Annotated in this window: 15 protein-coding genes; 9 read left to right on the forward strand and 6 right to left on the reverse strand. The window is 65.6% G+C overall.

The annotated features are described in order from the left end of the window. Positions 1–36 precede the first annotated feature (36 nt). Genes BM136_RS07160 through BM136_RS07175 form a run of 4 tightly spaced genes read left to right on the forward strand, consistent with a single transcriptional unit; the run spans position 37 to position 4,365 of the window. Positions 37–771 (forward strand): DUF3348 domain-containing protein, encoded by a 735-nt coding sequence (locus BM136_RS07160; RefSeq protein ID WP_092971186.1) that lies wholly within the window; start codon positions 37–39, stop codon positions 769–771. An 18-nt stretch (positions 772–789) separates the two neighbouring features. Further along, positions 790–3,096 (forward strand): DUF802 domain-containing protein, encoded by a 2,307-nt coding sequence (locus BM136_RS07165; protein WP_092971187.1) that lies wholly within the window; start codon positions 790–792, stop codon positions 3,094–3,096. After that, a complete protein-coding gene (locus tag BM136_RS07170) occupies positions 3,093–3,746 on the forward strand; it encodes an OmpA family protein (RefSeq protein WP_092971188.1) in 654 nt (217 codons plus the stop codon). Before BM136_RS07165 ends, BM136_RS07170 begins: the two co-directional genes overlap by 4 nt. After that, a complete protein-coding gene (locus BM136_RS07175; protein WP_254775643.1) occupies positions 3,724–4,365 on the forward strand; it encodes a DUF2894 domain-containing protein in 642 nt (213 codons plus the stop codon). The genes BM136_RS07170 and BM136_RS07175 overlap by 23 nt, the downstream gene beginning before the upstream one ends. A gap of 114 nt (positions 4,366–4,479) precedes the next feature. On the opposite strand, the gene BM136_RS07180 is transcribed toward BM136_RS07175, so the two are convergent. After that, positions 4,480–4,905, reverse strand: coding sequence for an HU family DNA-binding protein (locus BM136_RS07180; protein ID WP_004631552.1), 426 nt, complete (start codon positions 4,903–4,905; stop codon positions 4,480–4,482). Positions 4,906–5,095: 190 nt separating this feature from the next. On the opposite strand from BM136_RS07180, the gene BM136_RS07185 reads away from it, so the two are divergent. Further along, positions 5,096–6,298: a DUF2252 family protein gene (locus tag BM136_RS07185; RefSeq protein ID WP_092971190.1), complete on the forward strand. Its 1,203-nt coding sequence runs from the start codon at positions 5,096–5,098 to the stop codon at positions 6,296–6,298. 144 nt (positions 6,299–6,442) lie between these two features. Then, complete coding sequence (locus tag BM136_RS07190) at positions 6,443–7,300, forward strand: NmrA family NAD(P)-binding protein (protein ID WP_254775644.1); 858 nt, start codon at positions 6,443–6,445, stop codon at positions 7,298–7,300. Positions 7,301–7,331: 31 nt separating this feature from the next. Here the strand turns inward: BM136_RS07190 and BM136_RS07195 are convergent, their stop codons facing one another. Next, the gene (locus BM136_RS07195) at positions 7,332–8,627 is read right to left on the reverse strand and encodes an Nramp family divalent metal transporter (protein ID WP_092971192.1); all 1,296 of its coding nucleotides are present in this window, start codon (positions 8,625–8,627) and stop codon (positions 7,332–7,334) included. 145 nt (positions 8,628–8,772) lie between these two features. Between BM136_RS07195 and BM136_RS07200 the strand changes: the two genes are divergently transcribed. From BM136_RS07200 to BM136_RS07205, 3 genes are all read left to right on the forward strand, one after another. Then, positions 8,773–9,642, forward strand: coding sequence for a manganese catalase family protein (locus tag BM136_RS07200; protein ID WP_092971193.1), 870 nt, complete (start codon positions 8,773–8,775; stop codon positions 9,640–9,642). Positions 9,643–9,752: 110 nt separating this feature from the next. Continuing rightward, complete coding sequence (locus BM136_RS25370; RefSeq protein ID WP_175537097.1) at positions 9,753–9,923, forward strand: hypothetical protein; 171 nt, start codon at positions 9,753–9,755, stop codon at positions 9,921–9,923. Further along, positions 9,920–10,165 carry a DUF6566 family protein gene (locus BM136_RS07205; RefSeq protein WP_139219355.1) on the forward strand — a complete coding sequence of 82 codons (246 nt, stop codon included), beginning with the start codon at positions 9,920–9,922 and terminating at the stop codon, positions 10,163–10,165. The genes BM136_RS25370 and BM136_RS07205 overlap by 4 nt, the downstream gene beginning before the upstream one ends. Before the next feature lie 23 nt (positions 10,166–10,188). On the opposite strand, the gene pdeM is transcribed toward BM136_RS07205, so the two are convergent. The 4 genes from pdeM to BM136_RS07225 are packed head-to-tail and all read right to left on the reverse strand — an operon-like array spanning position 10,189 to position 16,155. After that, the gene (gene pdeM / locus BM136_RS07210; RefSeq protein WP_092971195.1) at positions 10,189–10,848 is read right to left on the reverse strand and encodes a ligase-associated DNA damage response endonuclease PdeM; all 660 of its coding nucleotides are present in this window, start codon (positions 10,846–10,848) and stop codon (positions 10,189–10,191) included. Continuing rightward, positions 10,845–13,460 carry a ligase-associated DNA damage response DEXH box helicase gene (locus BM136_RS07215; protein WP_092971196.1) on the reverse strand — a complete coding sequence of 872 codons (2,616 nt, stop codon included), beginning with the start codon at positions 13,458–13,460 and terminating at the stop codon, positions 10,845–10,847. The genes pdeM and BM136_RS07215 overlap by 4 nt, the downstream gene beginning before the upstream one ends. Next, the gene (locus BM136_RS07220; RefSeq protein WP_092971197.1) at positions 13,457–15,103 is read right to left on the reverse strand and encodes an ATP-dependent DNA ligase; all 1,647 of its coding nucleotides are present in this window, start codon (positions 15,101–15,103) and stop codon (positions 13,457–13,459) included. The genes BM136_RS07215 and BM136_RS07220 overlap by 4 nt, the downstream gene beginning before the upstream one ends. Continuing rightward, complete coding sequence (locus tag BM136_RS07225; RefSeq protein ID WP_092971198.1) at positions 15,100–16,155, reverse strand: ligase-associated DNA damage response exonuclease; 1,056 nt, start codon at positions 16,153–16,155, stop codon at positions 15,100–15,102. The genes BM136_RS07220 and BM136_RS07225 overlap by 4 nt, the downstream gene beginning before the upstream one ends. Positions 16,156–16,388 lie beyond the last annotated feature (233 nt).

Below are 16,388 nucleotides of genomic sequence, written 5' to 3' on the forward strand. Positions count from 1 at the left end.
CAGTGTAAACTCCAGCCTTTTTTCGGCACTCGTAGCATGGCGCACGTCCAGCAACGCAGGGCGCTCAGCGGCCCTGCGCTGATCCGCATTCTTGCTCGCCTGACGGACGTCGACGTTTCCGCATCCGCGCAGCCCCTTTCAGATCAGTTGAGCCAATGGCTCAGCTGGACGGATGCCATCACGCTTTCATCGGCACTAAGCGCGGCGCCGCCCGCCATTGCCTCCAGCACGCTGGCGGCCGGTCCGGACGCAGAGACGATCGGGGGCCGTGTTCGGGCAGCGTTGGCGAAATCCATCGCGTCCAGCTGTGCGCCTGAAGCCAGGACGGGCCCACGCGCGCCGATCCAGAGCCCCTCGGCGCCGCTAGTGGTCGACTATGCCGACTTTCGGCAGCGCTACGTGCTGATGCAGCAGACGATGGAGCTGGAAATTGGCGACCTGCGTGGCCGCCTGCGACGCCTGCTGGCTGCCAGGACGCCCGACCTCGCGCGACTTGCGGTATTGGACGCCAGCATGGAGCAGGCGCTCGCAGGCCGCGAACGTTCGTTGCTGGGGACCATTCCGTCGATGCTTGGGCCGTACTTCGAGCGCCTGCGCGCGGCCGAGCAGCAGCGGCAGGCCGAGTTGCCCGCAGAGGGCCAGGCCACCCAATCCACATCCCGCGCCTGGCTGGACGCGTTCCGCAAGGATATGCAGAGCGTCCTCCTGGCCGAGCTCGATGTTCGTTTTCAACCGGTCGACGGGTTGCTTGCAGCCCTTGGCCCCCGCTAAGCGGGACAGACACCATTCATGTCCAGACTTCACCTGAATCTCATCGTTTTCTCTGTCGGGCTGGCGGCCTTGGGGTGGATTGCCATCGGCTACCTCGTTGGCGGAAATCTGCTGGCGCTGGCCGTCACGCTCGTGATTGGTGCTGCCTACGTGGCCGGCGCCTTGGAACTGCGCCGCTATCGCCAAGCCACGAACACCGTTACGCAGGCCGTTGCGGGGCTTACCGAGCCGCCGCCCAAGCTGTCCGCTTGGCTGGAACAACTGCACCCCGGCCTGCGCAACGCCGTGCGCCTGCGTGTGGAAGGCGAACGTGTGGCACTGCCTGCGCCCGCGTTGACGCCGTATCTGGTGGGCCTGCTGGTGCTGCTCGGCATGCTGGGCACGCTGCTCGGCATGGTGGTAACGCTCAAGGGCACAGGCGCGGCGCTGGAGAGCGCGACGGACTTGCAGGCGATCCGCGCATCGCTTGCCGCCCCGATCAAGGGGTTGGGGTTCTCGTTCGGGACCTCGATTGCCGGTGTGGCGACGTCCGCCATGCTGGGGTTGCTCTCGGCGCTGTGCCGGCGCGAGCGGTTGCAGGCAGTCCAGGCGCTCGACGCAAAGATCGCGACCACGCTGCGCATCTATTCGCACGCGCATCAGCGTGAAGAGACATTCAAGCTTCTGCAGCGGCAAGCCGATGTTATGCCCGCATTGGTGGACCGGCTGCAGGCGATGATGGTGTCGCTGGAGCAGCAGGGCGCGGCCAGCAGCGAGAGGCAGATCGCCGCCCAGCAGGCATTTCTCGACAAGACGGAAGCTGCCTACAGCCAGCTTGCTTCTTCGGTGGGTCAGTCGTTGAAGGACAGCGCAGCGGAGAGCGCACGCGTTGCCAACGCCGCGCTGCAGCCTGTGGTGGAAACGACGATGGCTGGGCTCGCGCGTGAATCGGCTGCGCTGCAGGAGACGGTAACCCATGCGGTGCAGCGTCAGCTCGACGGCCTGTCGACCCGTTTTGAAGCCACGGCCGAGACGGTTTCCGGCATTTGGAACAACGCCTTGTCGGCGCATCAACGTTCCAGCGAAGCCCTGGTTGGCCAAGTCGGCACCTCGCTCGACCGGTTTGCTGAAACATTCGAGCAACGCTCGGCGCGGTTGCTTGACGGCGTTGCCGAGCGCCTTGATGCCACAGCAGGCGGCTTGTCCGCTGCCTGGCGCGATGCGCTTGCCCGCCAGGAACACGCGCACGCCGAAGTGGCCGCTCAGAACCAGCGCGCGCTGGAGGCCGCCGCCGCCACGTTCGAGCAGCACGCCGTATCGTTGCAAGACGCGTCGCGCCAGTCGCATACGGCGCTGCAAGCTGCGTTGGAAGCACGAGACGCGCAACGTCTCGCGGCCTGGACCGAGGCGCTCAGCGCCACGGGCGAAAAGCTGAGCCAGGCGTGGGAGAAAGCGGGCGCCGATACGGCAAATCGTCAGCAAGACATCTGCAATGCGCTGGCGCAGACCGCGCGCGATATCGCTTCGCAGCAGGATGCGTCGCGCCAGTCGCATGCCACGCTGCAAGCCGCGCTGGAAGCGCGAGACGCGCAACGTCTGGCGGCCTGGACTGATGCACTCGGCACGATGGCCGCCAAGCTGAGCGAGGCGTGGGAGAAAACAGGCACCGATACCGCGAGCCGTCAGCAACAGATTTGCGATGCGCTCGCGCAAACCGCGCGCGACATTTCTGCGCAAACGCAGGCGCACGCCAACAACACGATCAGCGAGATTTCTCGCCTGGTGCAGGCCGCATCGGAAGCGCCCAAGGCTGCGGCCGAAGTGGTGGCCGAGCTGCGCCAGAAGCTGTCCGACAGCATGGTGCGCGATACCGCCATGCTGGACGAGCGTGCGCGCCTGCTGGGCACGCTGGAAACGCTGCTCGACGCCGTCAACCATGCATCGACCGAGCAGCGCACGGCGGTGGATGCGCTGGTGGCAACGTCGGCGGATCTGCTCGAGCGCGTGGGCGTGCGATTTACCGATCGGGTGGAAGCCGAGACCGGCAAGCTCGGCGCGGTGGCCGCCCAGGTAACTGGCAGCGCGATCGAGGTGGCGAGCCTGGGCGAGGCCTTTGGTGCGGCCGTGCAGCTGTTCGGCGAGTCGAACGACAAGCTTGCAGCCCAGCTGCAGCGCATTGAAACCGCGCTCGACAAGTCGCTCACGCGCAGCGACGAGCAGCTTGCCTACTACGTGGCGCAGGCGCGCGAGGTGATCGACCTGAGCATGCTGTCCCAAAAACAGATCCTGGAAGACCTGCAACGGTTGGGTGACCAGCGCGCACTGGCCGGGGCTGACGCGGCATGAGCGACGAGATTGACGGTGGCATCGACGACACAGCGCCAGTCTGGGCCGCGTTTGGCGACCTGATGTCGGTGTTGCTGGGCGCGTTCGTGCTGATTCTGGTGGGCGTGATCGGCGTGCAGCTGGAGCTGTCGTCCAAGCTGGAGAGCGAGGTCAAGCAGCGCGAGGCCGAGGCGCAGCGCCGCAAGACGCTGGAGCAGGCGCTTGCTGGCCCGCTGGCGGCGGGGCGCGTGACGCTCGTCAACGGGCGCATCGGCATCAATGGCAATGTGCTGTTCGCGATCAATTCCGATCAGTTGCAACCCGAGGGCCGCGCGCTGATGAAGAGCCTGGCAGGGCCGCTGGCCGCGTATCTCACGTCGCGTGAAGAGATCCTGATGGTGAGCGGGTTCTCTGACGACCAGCAGGTGCGTGCCGGCAACCGCCTGTTTGCAGATAACTGGGAGCTGTCCGCCAAGCGCGCCTTGACCGTCACGCGCGCCCTGATTGACGAAGGCATTCCCGCGTCCAGTGTGTTTGCGGCAGCGTTTGGCTCGCAGCAGCCAGTGAGTTCCAATGCGGACGACGTCGGCCGTGCGAAGAACCGGCGTGTGGAGATCGCGCCGGTTCCAAGGCAGGCCGCTTCCAACGGTGGACGCCGTGAGCCACATTGATTTGTCTACGCAGGCCACGCTCGACGGTTGGCGCGCAACCGGCGCGGATCGGCTGAACCGCGTGCGCTTTCGCTTTATTGAGGCGCTGCATCGACGCACAGCCAATCAAACCGGCGAGGCGCGACGCATGCTCGAAGCGCGGCTGGGCACGCTGATCGCGGCTTATGCAGAAGACGTTGACCGCGCGCCGGCGACGTCCGATGCGACCGACGCAGACGCGCCTTCCGGTAGCGCGTTGGCCGAACTACTGCGAGACATTGCCAGCCGTGAACGCACGAATGTCGGCTGCATTGCAGAAGGTGGTTCCGTACGTCATCTGCAAGCATTGCCGGAGCTGAAGATTCTTGAAGACCTGCGGGACACGTGGTCCCGCGTGAGCGCCGAGAAACAGCTGCGCGACGCCTTGGATAAGGTGCCGGTGAATGCCGGTCCGCTGAATTCGAGCAGTCTTGTGCATCGGTCACTGCTATTGATGCGCGAGGTCTCCCCCGATTATCTGCGGCAATTTTTGTCGTATGTCGATGCGCTTTCCTGGCTGGAACGCATGAGCGGGGATGGGGCCGCCGGTGGCCACGAGGCTGCTCGCAGTGGCGGAAAGGCGCGGGGCAAGGCGCGCTAGGAATTCCAGCGATCCATCAGTCGGCAATGTGACATGGATATCACCGCCGGTTCTTTTTGACCGGCAGGCACGCAAAAAAGGGAGCCGAGGCTCCCTTTTTCTTTGCGGCGGCTATTAGCTGTTGACCGCTGCGTCCTTGACCTTCTTCAGGGCACGGACCTTGACACGCACAGTTGCCGGTTTGGCTTCGAACCACTGGTCGACGCCGGTAAAGGGGTTCTTGCCGAAGCGGCGCTTGGTTGCCGGAACCTTGACCGACGTCACCTTGAAGAGGCCGGGCAGCGTGAATTCACCGGCGCCCTTCTTGTGCAGCGAAGCCACGATGGTGTTCTCCAGATGGAGCAGCACCGCCTTCACCGCCTTGGCGTCGACGGCAGCTTGTTCAGCCAGATGGCTCACCAGGCTCGCCTTGGTGAACGTGTCCTTCAAAGGCTTGAGGGTCGGCGTCGTTGCGGCAGGCTTCTTAGCCGGAGCGGCCTTCTTAGCCGGCGAGGCCTTCTTTGCAGCGGTCTTGGCAGCGGTCTTGGTTTTGGTGGCCATAGTGAGAATAGATGGTTGAGTAAAGTTGACCATTCAATGGAAGCAGCGCTGTACAGCGCGCTTCGAGCAAGCATAGCAAAGGTTCAGCACCGTGGAGGCGTTATCTAGCCTGTTTGGGGGCCAGGGAACGCTTATTGCATGCGGTTTGGTCGTTTATCAACCAGTTGAGACACTCCAAGTCGGCACAAGCATGGCCCAACCAAAATCGTCGCGGAGCGTGGTGAGCCCCGAAAATCGCGCGCCCGTGCTAGCCCGGCTACGTCAATCCAAGATGACGCGCTCGACCCATGCGTACGTTCGCGGCAGCACCGTGAAGTTTTATGAGTGGCTGAGCGAGGTGCAGCCTCACGCTTTCCCGGAGGGGCCCGTCATCTGGATTTGCGGCGATTGCCATGTGGGTAATCTCGGCCCTATTGGCGACGCCTCCGGCGCCACGCGCATACAAATCCGGGATCTGGATCAGACGGTGCTTGGCAATCCTGCGCACGACCTGATTCGGCTTGGCGTGTCGCTGGCGACGGCCGCTCGCGGTTCGGACCTCCCGGGCATCGTGACCGCACGAATGGTGGAAGCGCTGATGTCGGGCTACTTGCACGGCATCCATCCGGATGCTGCGGTGCACCTGCCGCCGCGCCCCGCATCCGTGCGCACTGCCATGAAGGCGGCGACTGCGCGCACCTGGAAGCAGCTGGCCCAGGAGCGGCTCGATGGCGCGTCCCCCTCCATTCCTCTGGGGCGTCATTTCTGGCCCCTCTCACGAGAAGAACAGCGCGAACTGAAACAACTCGTGAGCCAGCGCGGGGTGGTTGCCCTGGTGGCATGTCTTTACGAAATGCCCGGCGAAGCCTCTGTCCGCATTGTGGACGCGGCGTACTGGGTCAAAGGGTGCAGCTCACTTGGGCAGCGGCGCTATGCCGTCTTGCTTGCGGTCGACCAGGATCGCGGGCCGCGGTATCGGCTGATTGACGTCAAGGAAGCGGGGAAGGCCGCTGCACCCAGTGCCTCTGCGGGCGAGATGCCCCGGATCAACGGCGAGCGCGTGGTCACCGGCGCGCGGTGTCTCTCTCCCGACCTCGGAAACCGAATGGCATGGGGGCGCATGCTGGGCAGCAGCTTTTTCATGCGTGAGCTGCAACCGCAAGATCTCAAGTTGTCTGTCGACAAGCTGGAGCACAAGGACGCCACGGTATTGGCCGCCTACCTGGGGAACATCGTCGGCCTTGCACATGGCAGCCAGATGCCTAGGGATGTCGCGATGGCGTGGCACCGCGAGTTGAAGGCGCGTCACGGCCGATCCATCAATGCGCCGTTCTGGCTCTGGTCTTCGATCGTCGACCTGCTTGGGTTGCACGAACGCCAGTATCTCGAACACTGTCGCGCCTGGGCCGGCTGATCTGCTGCGCCGCATCCATCTACGGGCACAAACGCTGCTATCAACGCTTCCAGGCCATCGTGAGTCAATCAACGATTGCGGATGGCGCTCGGCTGCGCAGGTGCGCAGCCCAGACATCAAGGAGGAGGCGCGATGTATGTAGTGATGGGTGCAACCGGACATGTGGGGGCCGCAGTTGCAGAAACGCTGCTGGCAAGCGGAGAAGACGTGACGATCCTGACCCGGCGGCCGGAACGCGCGGGGCGCTGGCGCGACAAAGGCGCATCGGTTGCGATGGCCGACGTGGAGGACGTCGATTCGCTAAGGGCGGCATTCCGGCGCGGGCAGCGCGCATTTCTGCTTAACCCACCTGCGGATGTTGCCGGCGACACCGACGCGACGGAGCGCCGGACGATCGCCAACATTCTCGCCGCGCTGGAGGATTCAGGGCTGGAGAAAGTGGTGGCCGCGTCAACCTATGGCGCGCGGCCCGGGCAGGGCATCGGCGATCTGACCACGCTGTGGGAGTTGGAGGAGGGCTTGCGTCGCCAGCCAATCCCGGCCGCAATCAATCGTGGCGCCTACTACATGACCAACTGGGCCGGCTTGCTGGAGATGGTTGCGCAAACAGGCAAGCTGCCGAGCATGTATCCCGCCGACATGCCCATGCCGATGGTGGCACCGGTCGACCTTGGCGAGGCGGCAGCGGCGCGGCTTCTGACACCGCTTGACGACGTGGCCGTGCGCTACGTGGAAGGCCCGCAGCGCTACACACCGCGGGATGTTGCGCAGGCGATGTCGCGCACGCTCGGTTGCGAGGTAGCGGTTGAAGTTGCGCCGCGAGACCGCTGGGAGGCCATCTACAAGGGGCTCGGTTTCTCCGATGAAGCTGCCCGCGCCTATACACGGATGACGGCCGTAAGCCTGGACGAGGGTTTCGACAAGTCGGGTGACATTGTGCGCGGCCACGTCTCGCTGTCGGATTTCATTGCAGCGGCGGCAGTGCGCGCGGCGCATGCGTGATACCCCCAACAATGAACGCCGTCGCACATTGCTACGCGGCGAGATGGACGAGAAGTGCACCGTTCAACCCGGCCACCAGCACGGCCCCCACCGTGGCCAGCACAATCAGGCACTGACTTGCGGCGTGCTGTCCCATCAAATCGGGCCGGCGCGCCAACCAGATCAGTGCCGCCATGGGAAACGGCACCACCATGCTCAGAATGACCTGGCTGAGAACAAGGGCGCGTGTGACATCCATACCCGCCCCGATGACGATGAACGCAGGCACCATGGTGATCAGCCGGCGCATCCAGACCGGCAAACGCACACGCAGGAAACCCTGCAGCACCATCTGCCCCGCCAGTGTGCCAACCACCGAGCTGGACAACCCGGAGGCGATCAGTCCAACCAGAAACACCAGCCCGGCCGATGCCCCGAACAGCGGCGCCAACGTGACGTAGGCATCCTCAATGCCGGCCACCTCTACATGTGTGCCGTGAAACGCGCCCGCTGACACCATCACCATGGCTAGGTTGATGCAGCCGGCAGCGGCCAGCGCGGCCACCACCTCGCGGTTGGAATACCGAAGCAGTTGCGACGTCTCCGATGCGCTGCGCGGGCGCACACGCGCATTGACCAGACCCGAGTGCAGAAAGAGCGCGTGAGGCATCACCGTCGCCCCGACAATGCCTGCCGCCAACATGAACGCGTCGGGCGGCAGCGCAGTAGGCACCAGGGTCTGCCGGAGCGCGGCCGCCCACGAAACGGGCAAGATCCACACTTGGATGATGTAAGAGATACCGATCACGGCCACCAGCGCGCCAATCATCAGCTCGATATGGCGGAACCCGCGCGCCTGCAGCGTCAGCAGCAGATAGGTCAGCACACCGGCGACGACCATGGCGTGCAGCAACGGCATTCCTGTCAGGAGCGCGATGCCCACGGCGGCACCCACGAACTCCGCAAGGTCGGTCGCCATGGCCGCAAGCTCGGCGATCAGCCACATGCCAATCCCGGCCGGCGCGGGCAGATGCGTGCGACAGAGCTGCGCGAGATTCTGGCCCGTCACAATGCCCACCCGTGCTGAGAGCATCTGGAACAGCATCGCCACCAGGCTGGATGCGAGCACGACCCAGAGCAACTGATACCCGTATCGCGCACCGGCTTCAATGCCGGTGGCGATGTTGCCCGGATCGGTATACGCCACCGAAACCACCACGGCCGGCCCGACAAACGGGATGAACGTGCGCCAACCACGTCGCCGGCCTTCCAACGCTTCGCGCGCGTGGGCAACGACGCATCGCGATGCAGAGGAGGTGTCGTTTTCAAGCGCGAGACTGTCGTCCATGGAATCTCCGGAATGGATGGCGCAGGCCCCCTCCGCAACGCTCGTACCTGATCGCTCGCAGGGCAGGCGTGCGGCGTGCGATGGAACGGGTGTTGCGGAGGAGGGTGGCGCCATGAAGGCGCTCACCCATTCCCGGAGAACCCCCATGTTCATGCACAACAAGCGATTGCAGTACACCGTTCGGGTCAGCGAAACCAATCCCGGCTTGGCCAACCTGCTGCTGGAGCAGTTCGGTGGCCCGCAAGGCGAGCTTGCTGCCGCCATGCGCTACTTCACGCAAGCCGTCGCCGAAGAAGATGCAGGCCGCAAGGACATGCTCTACGACATCGCGACGGAGGAGCTGAGTCACCTGGAGATCATCGGCACCATCGTCGCCATGCTCAATCGCGGCGCCAAGGGGGAATTGGCGGAAGCAGTGGATGAGCAGGCGGAGCTGTATCGCAAGCTCAATGGCGCCGGTAACGACAGCCATGTGACGCAGGTGCTTTACGGCGGCGGCCCGTCGTTGACGAACTCGGCGGGCGTTCCGTGGACGGCGGCCTACATCGATTCGCTGGGCGAGCCGACGGCAGACTTGCGCTCGAACATTGCGGCCGAAGCACGCGCCAAGATCATCTATGAACGGCTGATCAATGTGAGCGATGACCCCGGTGTGCGCGACGCGCTGGGCTTTCTCATGACGCGCGAAGTGTCGCACCAGAAGTCGTTCGAGAAAGCGCTGTATGCCATCAACGGCAACTTCCCCCCGGGCAAGCGGCCACCGGTGCCTGAGTTCAGCGACGCGTATTTCAAGATGTCGCGCGGTGGCCCCATCGTGCAGGCGCCGTGGAATAGCGGCACGGGCCTCGAGCTGGTCTCGGACCCACCCGTGCCCGTCGACGGCGGGGACGGCAACGCATCAGTCAACCTGACCGACGCCGAACTGGAAGCGCTTGAGGCCATGAAGACGCGCCTGGCGTCGGATCCGGCTGTCGATCCGACTACCGGCGCGGAGCTTGGTGAAGCGAAGGCGTAACGTCCACGTAACGACCGCACCCAGGCCCGGGTGCTGCGCCGCTCGGGCCTGGACATTGCGTCTACGCCAGGCACTGGCTGTTTCAAGCTCGAACAGACATGGAGACGCTCATGCATATGCAAGAACTGCTTGCGATCGCGGCGCTCACTCTTGCCGTGATTGCCATGTATTCCCTCGCCCGCGGCTTGCCCGCCGGGGTGTTCGAGGCGGGCGCGCAACCTCTCGCGTCGATGTACCCAGGACTCAACCCGTCGCCCCCCTTCTTGAACGGAAGGCGATGATGGCGAGCGATGCAACGCACGAAGGCGAGGTGCGGTTCGAGTGTGCCGGCCATACCGTCACTGTCAGCGCGGAGCAAGACGCACAAGGCGTCTGGGTGCCGCGCATCTCTGTTGTAAACGGTGAGCGCCAGTTCCAAATCCGGGAAATATCCCAGACGTGGCGCGGCTGGCATACCGAAGGCGAGGCCATTCGCGACGGCATGGAACAGGCTCGCCTGCTGCTCACGCATGAGCGGCCTTGAGCTCGGTGCTCTAAGCGATGGGCCTACGGCTGAAGCGGCCAGACGCGGTCGTCAATCACTCCATAGAGCGCTTCGCCCGGCGCAACGGGTGCCGTCCACAACCCTGTGAACTCGCCGAATGCGGGTAGCAGCGCTCCGCGTTGCCCGAAGCGGAAGCACGGCAGCCGGAGCCGGTCTTTTCCGCGTCCGCTGATGACAATGCCTGGGTGCACGTGGCCCGCGATGACGTAGCGATCGGGCACCACCTGCGGCTCATGGCATAGCGCGAAGGGGCCGATTGCCCACGGTTCTTCCACCACGTTGAATCGCAGGGCCGCAGGCGGGTCGCCCGCATGGCGGTCGTGGTTGCCGCGGATCAGCGTGCAGGCTACCTCTGCGTGTCGGGTGCGCCAGGCGGCGAGCGCGTCGATGGCCGCGTGCGCCTCGCGTGCGTGCAGCAGGTCGCCCAGCCACGCGATATGTTCGACGGGCAGCCGATCCAGCATGGCATCCAACCGGGCAATGGCCTGGACGGTGCTTCCGGCAGGCACCGGAACGCCGCGCGCGCGGAACGTCGCCGCCTTGCCGAAGTGCGCATCGGCCACCATCAGCATGCGTTGCGCGGGCCACCAGAGCGCGCGTTCGGGCAGCAGCCAGACGGTCTCGCCCGCGCACTGGATGACGAGGTCTTGGGCGGAGGTCATAGCAGTGGCAGCGGTTTCGATATCTTGCGAGGCCGGCGGGTGCGGCGGCTGGACTTGCCTGCGGCGTCGGGCGACTCGGTCAGGCGCAAGGCGGCCTGCACGTCTGCATCGATCACCGGCCTTGTTGCAGCATCCGGATCGGTCGGCTCGGGGCCTGCCGCGCGCTCAGCTTCGGCCAGCATGCGGGCGATCCGATCGGCGAGTTTCTCGGTCGAGAGCTGCTCGCGAAAACGCTCCACCATCAACGGAAAGCCGAACGGCGAAGGCCGGGTCAGCGCGCACAGTTCTAGCCGCAAACCACGCATGCGGATGAGGGCGGATTCAATGCGGTCCAGGTCCAGCTCCTGGCGCAGCACTTCCGTTTCTGCTTGCGAGAGCAGCAGGTTGCCGGGGTCGTGGCGCCGGAACACTTCATAGAACAAGCCGGACGACGCCTGCAACTGGCGCGCGCTCTTGTGTGCGCCGGGGTAGCCCTGGAACACCAGCCCCGATACGCGTGCGATCTCGCGAAAGCGGCGTTGCGCCAGTTCTCCGGCGTTGAGGCTGGCCAGCACATCCTGCATGAGCGTGTGCGTGGCAAAGAGTTCGCCGCTGGCAAGCAGCGCGGGCCAGTCGATAGGCGTGGCCGACAGGAGTTCGAGGCCGTAGTCGTTGAACGCCAGGGAGAACGTGGCCGGCGTGCGATTGGCTGCGCGCCAGCCCAGCAAGCTTGCCAGCCCCAGGTGCGCATGCCGCCCGGCAAACGGGTAGAGAAACAGATGCCAGCCCTCGCGGGAGTGCAGGGTCTCGGCCACCAGCGTTGCCGTGGTTGGCAATGCAGACCAGCGCCCTTGCAGCTCCAGCAGCGGACGTGCGGCTTCCATTTCGGGGCTGTCGAACCGCGCATGTGCCGCCGCATCAAGCTGCGCGACCACCGCGTGCGCCAGCTCGGTAGAAAGTGGCATGCGACCGCCGTTCCAGCGTGGCACGGCAGCGCGTTTGCCGGTGGCACGCCGCACATAGGCCGTCATGTCCTGCACGCGCACCAGCTCCAGCAGGCGGCCAGCAAACAGGAAGTTGTCGCCGGGGCGAAGCCTGGCAATGAACCCTTCCTCAATCGAGCCCAGGGCACCGCCGCCGGCTGCGCGCCACCAGCGCACGGTCATCGTTGCATCGCTGACGATGGTGCCGATGCTCATGCGGTGCCGCCGTGCGAGCCGTGCATCGGGCACGCGCCAGATGCCGTGTTCATCTGGCGTGACGCGGTGGTAGTCGGGATATGCGGTGAGCGAGTGGCCGCCCTGCCGCACGAAGTCGAGCGCCCATTGCCATTCGTCGTCGCGCAAATCCCGGTAGGCCCATGCGCGGCGCACTTCCTGCAACAGCGCGTCGGGCACGAAGCCGCCGCCCAGTGCCACCGTCACCAGATGCTGGACAAGCACATCGAGCGGCTTGTGCGGCGAGGTGCGGGCTTCCACGTGGCCCGACACGGCGGCTGCGCGTGCGGCCGCGCCTTCCACGAGCTCAAGGCTATGCGTGGGCACCACCGTCACGCGAGAAGGCCGGCCCGGCGCGTGGCCCGATCGCCCTGCACGCTGCAAGAGCCGCGCCACGCCCTTGGGCGAGCCGATCTGCAATACGCGTTCCACCGGCAGAAAATCGACGCCCAAATCCAGGCTTGATGTACAGAACACCGCCTTGAGCATGCCTTGCTTGAGCCCGGTCTCGACCCAGTCGCGCGTTGAGCGGTCCAGCGAACCGTGATGCAACGCAATCAGCCCGGCCCATTCCGGCCGCGCGTTGATGACGGCCTGATACCACAGCTCCGCTTGCGAGCGCGTGTTGAGAAACACCAGCGCGGTGGTGGCACTTTCCAGTTCTTCCAGCACATGCGGCAGCATCGCCATGCCCAGATGCCCGGCCCACGGAAACCGGCCTACGCCATCGGGGAGCAGCGTATCGATCTCCAGGCGCTTGGGCAGGTGGCCTTGCACCAGCGTGCCGGCGGTGGGCGTCGTCGCATCGCCCAGCGCGTCCATGGCTTCCGGCAGGTTGCCCAGCGTGGCTGAGAGGCCCCACACGACCAGCCCCGGTGACCACGTGCGCAGCCGTGCCAGCGCCAACTGCACCTGCACGCCGCGTTTGTTGCCCACCAGTTCGTGCCATTCGTCGACGACGACCACGCGCACAGAGCCCAGGGCTTCACGCGCATCGGCGCGCGCGAGCAGCAACGACAGGCTTTCGGGCGTTGTCACCAGGGCGGTGGGCAAACGGCGCGATTGCGCGGCGCGCTCGGCATTGCCGGTGTCGCCGGTGCGCTGCCCGAGGGTCCAGTGCGGCGCCAATGCCTGTGCGGCGTCGGTCAATGCGCGCGTGGTGTCGGCCGCCAGCGCGCGCATGGGAGTAAGCCACAGCACCGACAACGGCGGCGCGCCGCCGCGCCCGCGCACTTGCGCCAACCGTTGCAGCGCACCGAGCCAGACCGCATAGGTTTTCCCCGCACCCGTGGTGGCGTGCAGCAGGCCTGATTCGCCGCGTGCCATGGCCGACCACACGGCGCGCTGGAACGGCATTGGCTCCCAGCCGCGCGCGGCAAACCATGCATCAAGATCGGGCAGCGCGGCTTCGTTCATGACGGCGGCAGCAGGCTTTCCAGCGTCTGCAGGGTATCGGCTTCGGCAACGGGCTTGTCGTGGCGCCAGCGCAGCATACGCGGAAACCGCACCGCGATGCCGCTCTTGTGGCGCGCGCTGCGTGCAATGCCTTCAAAGCCGAGTTCGAACACCAGGGTGGGCGCTACGCTGCGCACGGGGCCGAAGCTCTCCACCGTGGTTTTGCGGATCAACGCGTCGACCTGGCGGATCTCTGCGTCGTTCAGGCCGGAGTACGCCTTGGCAAAGGGCACCAGCTTGCGCTCCGGCACGTCGGGCGGTGCATCCCATACGGCGAAGGTGTAGTCGGTGTACAGGCTCGCGCGCCGGCCGTGGCCACGCTGCGCATAGATCAGGACGGCATCGACCGAGAACGGATCGATCTTCCACTTCCACCACACGCCCACATCCTTGGTGCGCCCCACGCCGTAGCGTGCGTCGCGCCGCTTGAGCATCAGCCCTTCAACGCCCAGCTCGCGCGAGGCCTCGCGCTGGTGCGCAAGATGCTGCCAGTCGTCGCCTTGAAGCAGCGGAGACAGCTCCAGCGCCGGATGGATGCATTCGGCAATCACACGTTCGAGTTGCGCGCGCCGTTCGCTTTGCGTGCGCTCGCGCAAATCCTGCCCTTGCCATTCGAGCAGGTCATACGCCAGCAGCACGGCTGGCGCCTCTCGCAGCACGCGCGCGTTCAGCGTTTTGCGGCCGATGCGTTGCTGAAGCAGCGCAAACGGCTGGACGCGGCCTGCTTGCCACACCACGATCTCGCCATCGAGCACGGTGCCCGGCGGCAGCACCTCCGCCATGGCGGACAGCTCGGGAAAACGATCGGTGATGAGTTCCTCGCCGCGCGACCACAGCCATGCGCTGTCGGCCCGGCGCACGAGTTGCGCGCGAATGCCATCCCACTTCCATTCGATTTGCCATTCAGCAGGCGCGCCGAGCAGGGTGTCGAAAGCGTCCACTTCGGCCTGCAGCGGATGCGCGAGAAAGAACGGATACGGGTGGCCGGTATCGAGCGCGTGGCCGTCGACGCTGGCATCGGCCAGCAGCGCCCGATAACGCTCGGCTGTGGGCGCCTGCCCGATGTCGGTATAGCCCATCAGCCGTTGCGCGACGTGCTTGGGGTCGGTGCCGCCCACCTCCGCCAGCGCGCGCGTGACCAGCAGTTTTGACACCCCCACGCGAAACGCGCCGGTCATCAACTTCATCAACACCAGCCGCGCTTGCAGCGGAAGGCCTCGGCACAGTTCCGCAAGGCGAGGCAGTACCAGCTCGGGCGGCTGACCGCGCAACGGCAGCAAACGCGTTTCCATCCACTCGGCCAGGGTGGCGTCGTCTGCGTGATCCGCATTGGGCAGGACGAGGGCGATGGTCTCAGCCAAGTCGCCCACAGCTTGGTAGCACTCCTCAAACAGCCAATCCGGCAAGCCGGAGGTGGTCTGCGCAAAGCTGGCGAGCACGCGCACCGGCACCAGCTGGCGCGGCTTGCCCCCGGCCAGGAAGTAGACCGCCCAGGCGGCGTCGGCATCGGGCGCGGTGCGCAGATATGCCACCAGTGCGGCCAGCTTGCCGTTGTTCGACGTGGTGGCGTCGAGCTGCGCGTACAGATCGGCAAAGGTTCTCATGGCGCGGGCTGATCCACTGGCGCGGACGTGTCGCGTGCTTCGGCTGCATCGCCTTCTTCGCCGTCGTCGCCATACTCGGTGGCGAAGGCGCGCGCATCCAGGCCACGCTCGCACAGCCAGCGCACCATCGGGGCCACTTGCCCGTGCGTGACATAGACACGCGTGGCACCTGTGGCGTCAATGGCCTGTAGCAAGCCGGGCCAGTCGGCATGATCTGACAGCACGATGCCGCGATCGACGCCGCGCCGCCGACGCGCCCCGCGAAGCTGCATCCAGCCGCTGGCAAACGCATCGGCATAGTCACCAAAACGGCGCATCCACGGCGTGCGTTGTGCGGACGGCGGGGCCAGCACGAGCGCGCGTCGCAAGTCTGCACGCGGCACATCGGTCACAACTTGCGTGGGTGGGAGCGCAACGCCCGCGTGCCGATAGGCGGCGTCTAACTGCAGCATGGCGCCGTGCGAAACAATCGGCCCAATGCCGGTATCGAGCCCCGAGAGAATGCGCTGTGCCTTGCCGAACGCGTAGCAGAACACAACGCTTGCGCGGCCCGCCTCGGCATTGCCGCGCCACCAAGCGTTGAGCTGCGCAAAGATCTCGGTCTGCGGGCGCCAGTGGTAGATCGGCAGTCCGAAAGTGGATTCGGTGATGAAGGTATTGCATCGCACGGGCTCGAACGGTGTGCAGGTGCTGTCCGCCTCGACCTTGTAGTCGCCGGACACGACCCACACGTCACCGCCATATTCCAGCCGCACCTGCGCAGACCCCAGTACATGCCCCGCCGGATGAAAGCTCAACCGGACCCCGTGATGGACGATGGATTCACCGTATGGCAGCGTCTGCAGGGGGATGTCGGCCCCCAGCCGCGCGCGCAGCACGCCCGCCCCCGGAGCGGCAGCCAGATAATGCTGGTGCCCGACGCGGGCATGGTCACTGTGAGCGTGCGTGATGACGGCACGGTCAACCGGTCGCCATGGGTCAATGTAGAAGTCGCCTGCCGGGCAGTACAGGCCGCTGGGCGTTGTCACGATCAGGTCTGCCGCGCTGGTCATCGTTCGCTCTCATTGGTTGCCCTTATCTGACGCCTGCGCCAGCGTTAACGCAATGGCTGCTTGCGCACGGGCTCGCCGCGCATGTCGGCCGGGCCGCCGGGGCCTGCTGCGGCATTGGTGCCCGAAGGATCATGGCTGCCGCCAGGCTCGCGCGATCCTACGGGCGTGTCCGTAGCCAGTGGGTCAGACGATTTTGGCGCAGATGCCGGCATGGTGTCCGGATACCGTGACAA

Origin of the sequence: Ralstonia sp. NFACC01 (assembly GCF_900115545.1) — a bacterium.
Taxonomy (GTDB): domain Bacteria; phylum Pseudomonadota; class Gammaproteobacteria; order Burkholderiales; family Burkholderiaceae; genus Ralstonia; species Ralstonia mojiangensis.

What these genes read in the sequence shown, in the direction of transcription:
- BM136_RS07180 (WP_004631552.1), bottom strand. Translation starts at nt 4,905, where the DNA reads ATGGCCACCAAAACCAAGACCGCTGCCAAGACCGCTGCAAAGAAGGCC.
- BM136_RS07215 (WP_092971196.1), bottom strand. Translation starts at nt 13,460, where the DNA reads ATGAACGAAGCCGCGCTGCCCGATCTTGATGCATGGTTTGCCGCGCGC.
- BM136_RS07205 (WP_139219355.1), top strand. Translation starts at nt 9,920, where the DNA reads ATGATGGCGAGCGATGCAACGCACGAAGGCGAGGTGCGGTTCGAGTGT.
- BM136_RS07220 (WP_092971197.1), bottom strand. Translation starts at nt 15,103, where the DNA reads ATGAGAACCTTTGCCGATCTGTACGCGCAGCTCGACGCCACCACGTCG.
- BM136_RS07160 (WP_092971186.1), top strand. Translation starts at nt 37, where the DNA reads ATGGCGCACGTCCAGCAACGCAGGGCGCTCAGCGGCCCTGCGCTGATC.
- BM136_RS07190 (WP_254775644.1), top strand. Translation starts at nt 6,443, where the DNA reads ATGGGTGCAACCGGACATGTGGGGGCCGCAGTTGCAGAAACGCTGCTG.
- pdeM (WP_092971195.1), bottom strand. Translation starts at nt 10,848, where the DNA reads ATGACCTCCGCCCAAGACCTCGTCATCCAGTGCGCGGGCGAGACCGTC.
- BM136_RS07170 (WP_092971188.1), top strand. Translation starts at nt 3,093, where the DNA reads ATGAGCGACGAGATTGACGGTGGCATCGACGACACAGCGCCAGTCTGG.
- BM136_RS07185 (WP_092971190.1), top strand. Translation starts at nt 5,096, where the DNA reads ATGGCCCAACCAAAATCGTCGCGGAGCGTGGTGAGCCCCGAAAATCGC.
- BM136_RS07195 (WP_092971192.1), bottom strand. Translation starts at nt 8,627, where the DNA reads ATGGACGACAGTCTCGCGCTTGAAAACGACACCTCCTCTGCATCGCGA.
- BM136_RS07200 (WP_092971193.1), top strand. Translation starts at nt 8,773, where the DNA reads ATGTTCATGCACAACAAGCGATTGCAGTACACCGTTCGGGTCAGCGAA.
- BM136_RS07225 (WP_092971198.1), bottom strand. Translation starts at nt 16,155, where the DNA reads ATGACCAGCGCGGCAGACCTGATCGTGACAACGCCCAGCGGCCTGTAC.
- BM136_RS07165 (WP_092971187.1), top strand. Translation starts at nt 790, where the DNA reads ATGTCCAGACTTCACCTGAATCTCATCGTTTTCTCTGTCGGGCTGGCG.
- BM136_RS25370 (WP_175537097.1), top strand. Translation starts at nt 9,753, where the DNA reads ATGCATATGCAAGAACTGCTTGCGATCGCGGCGCTCACTCTTGCCGTG.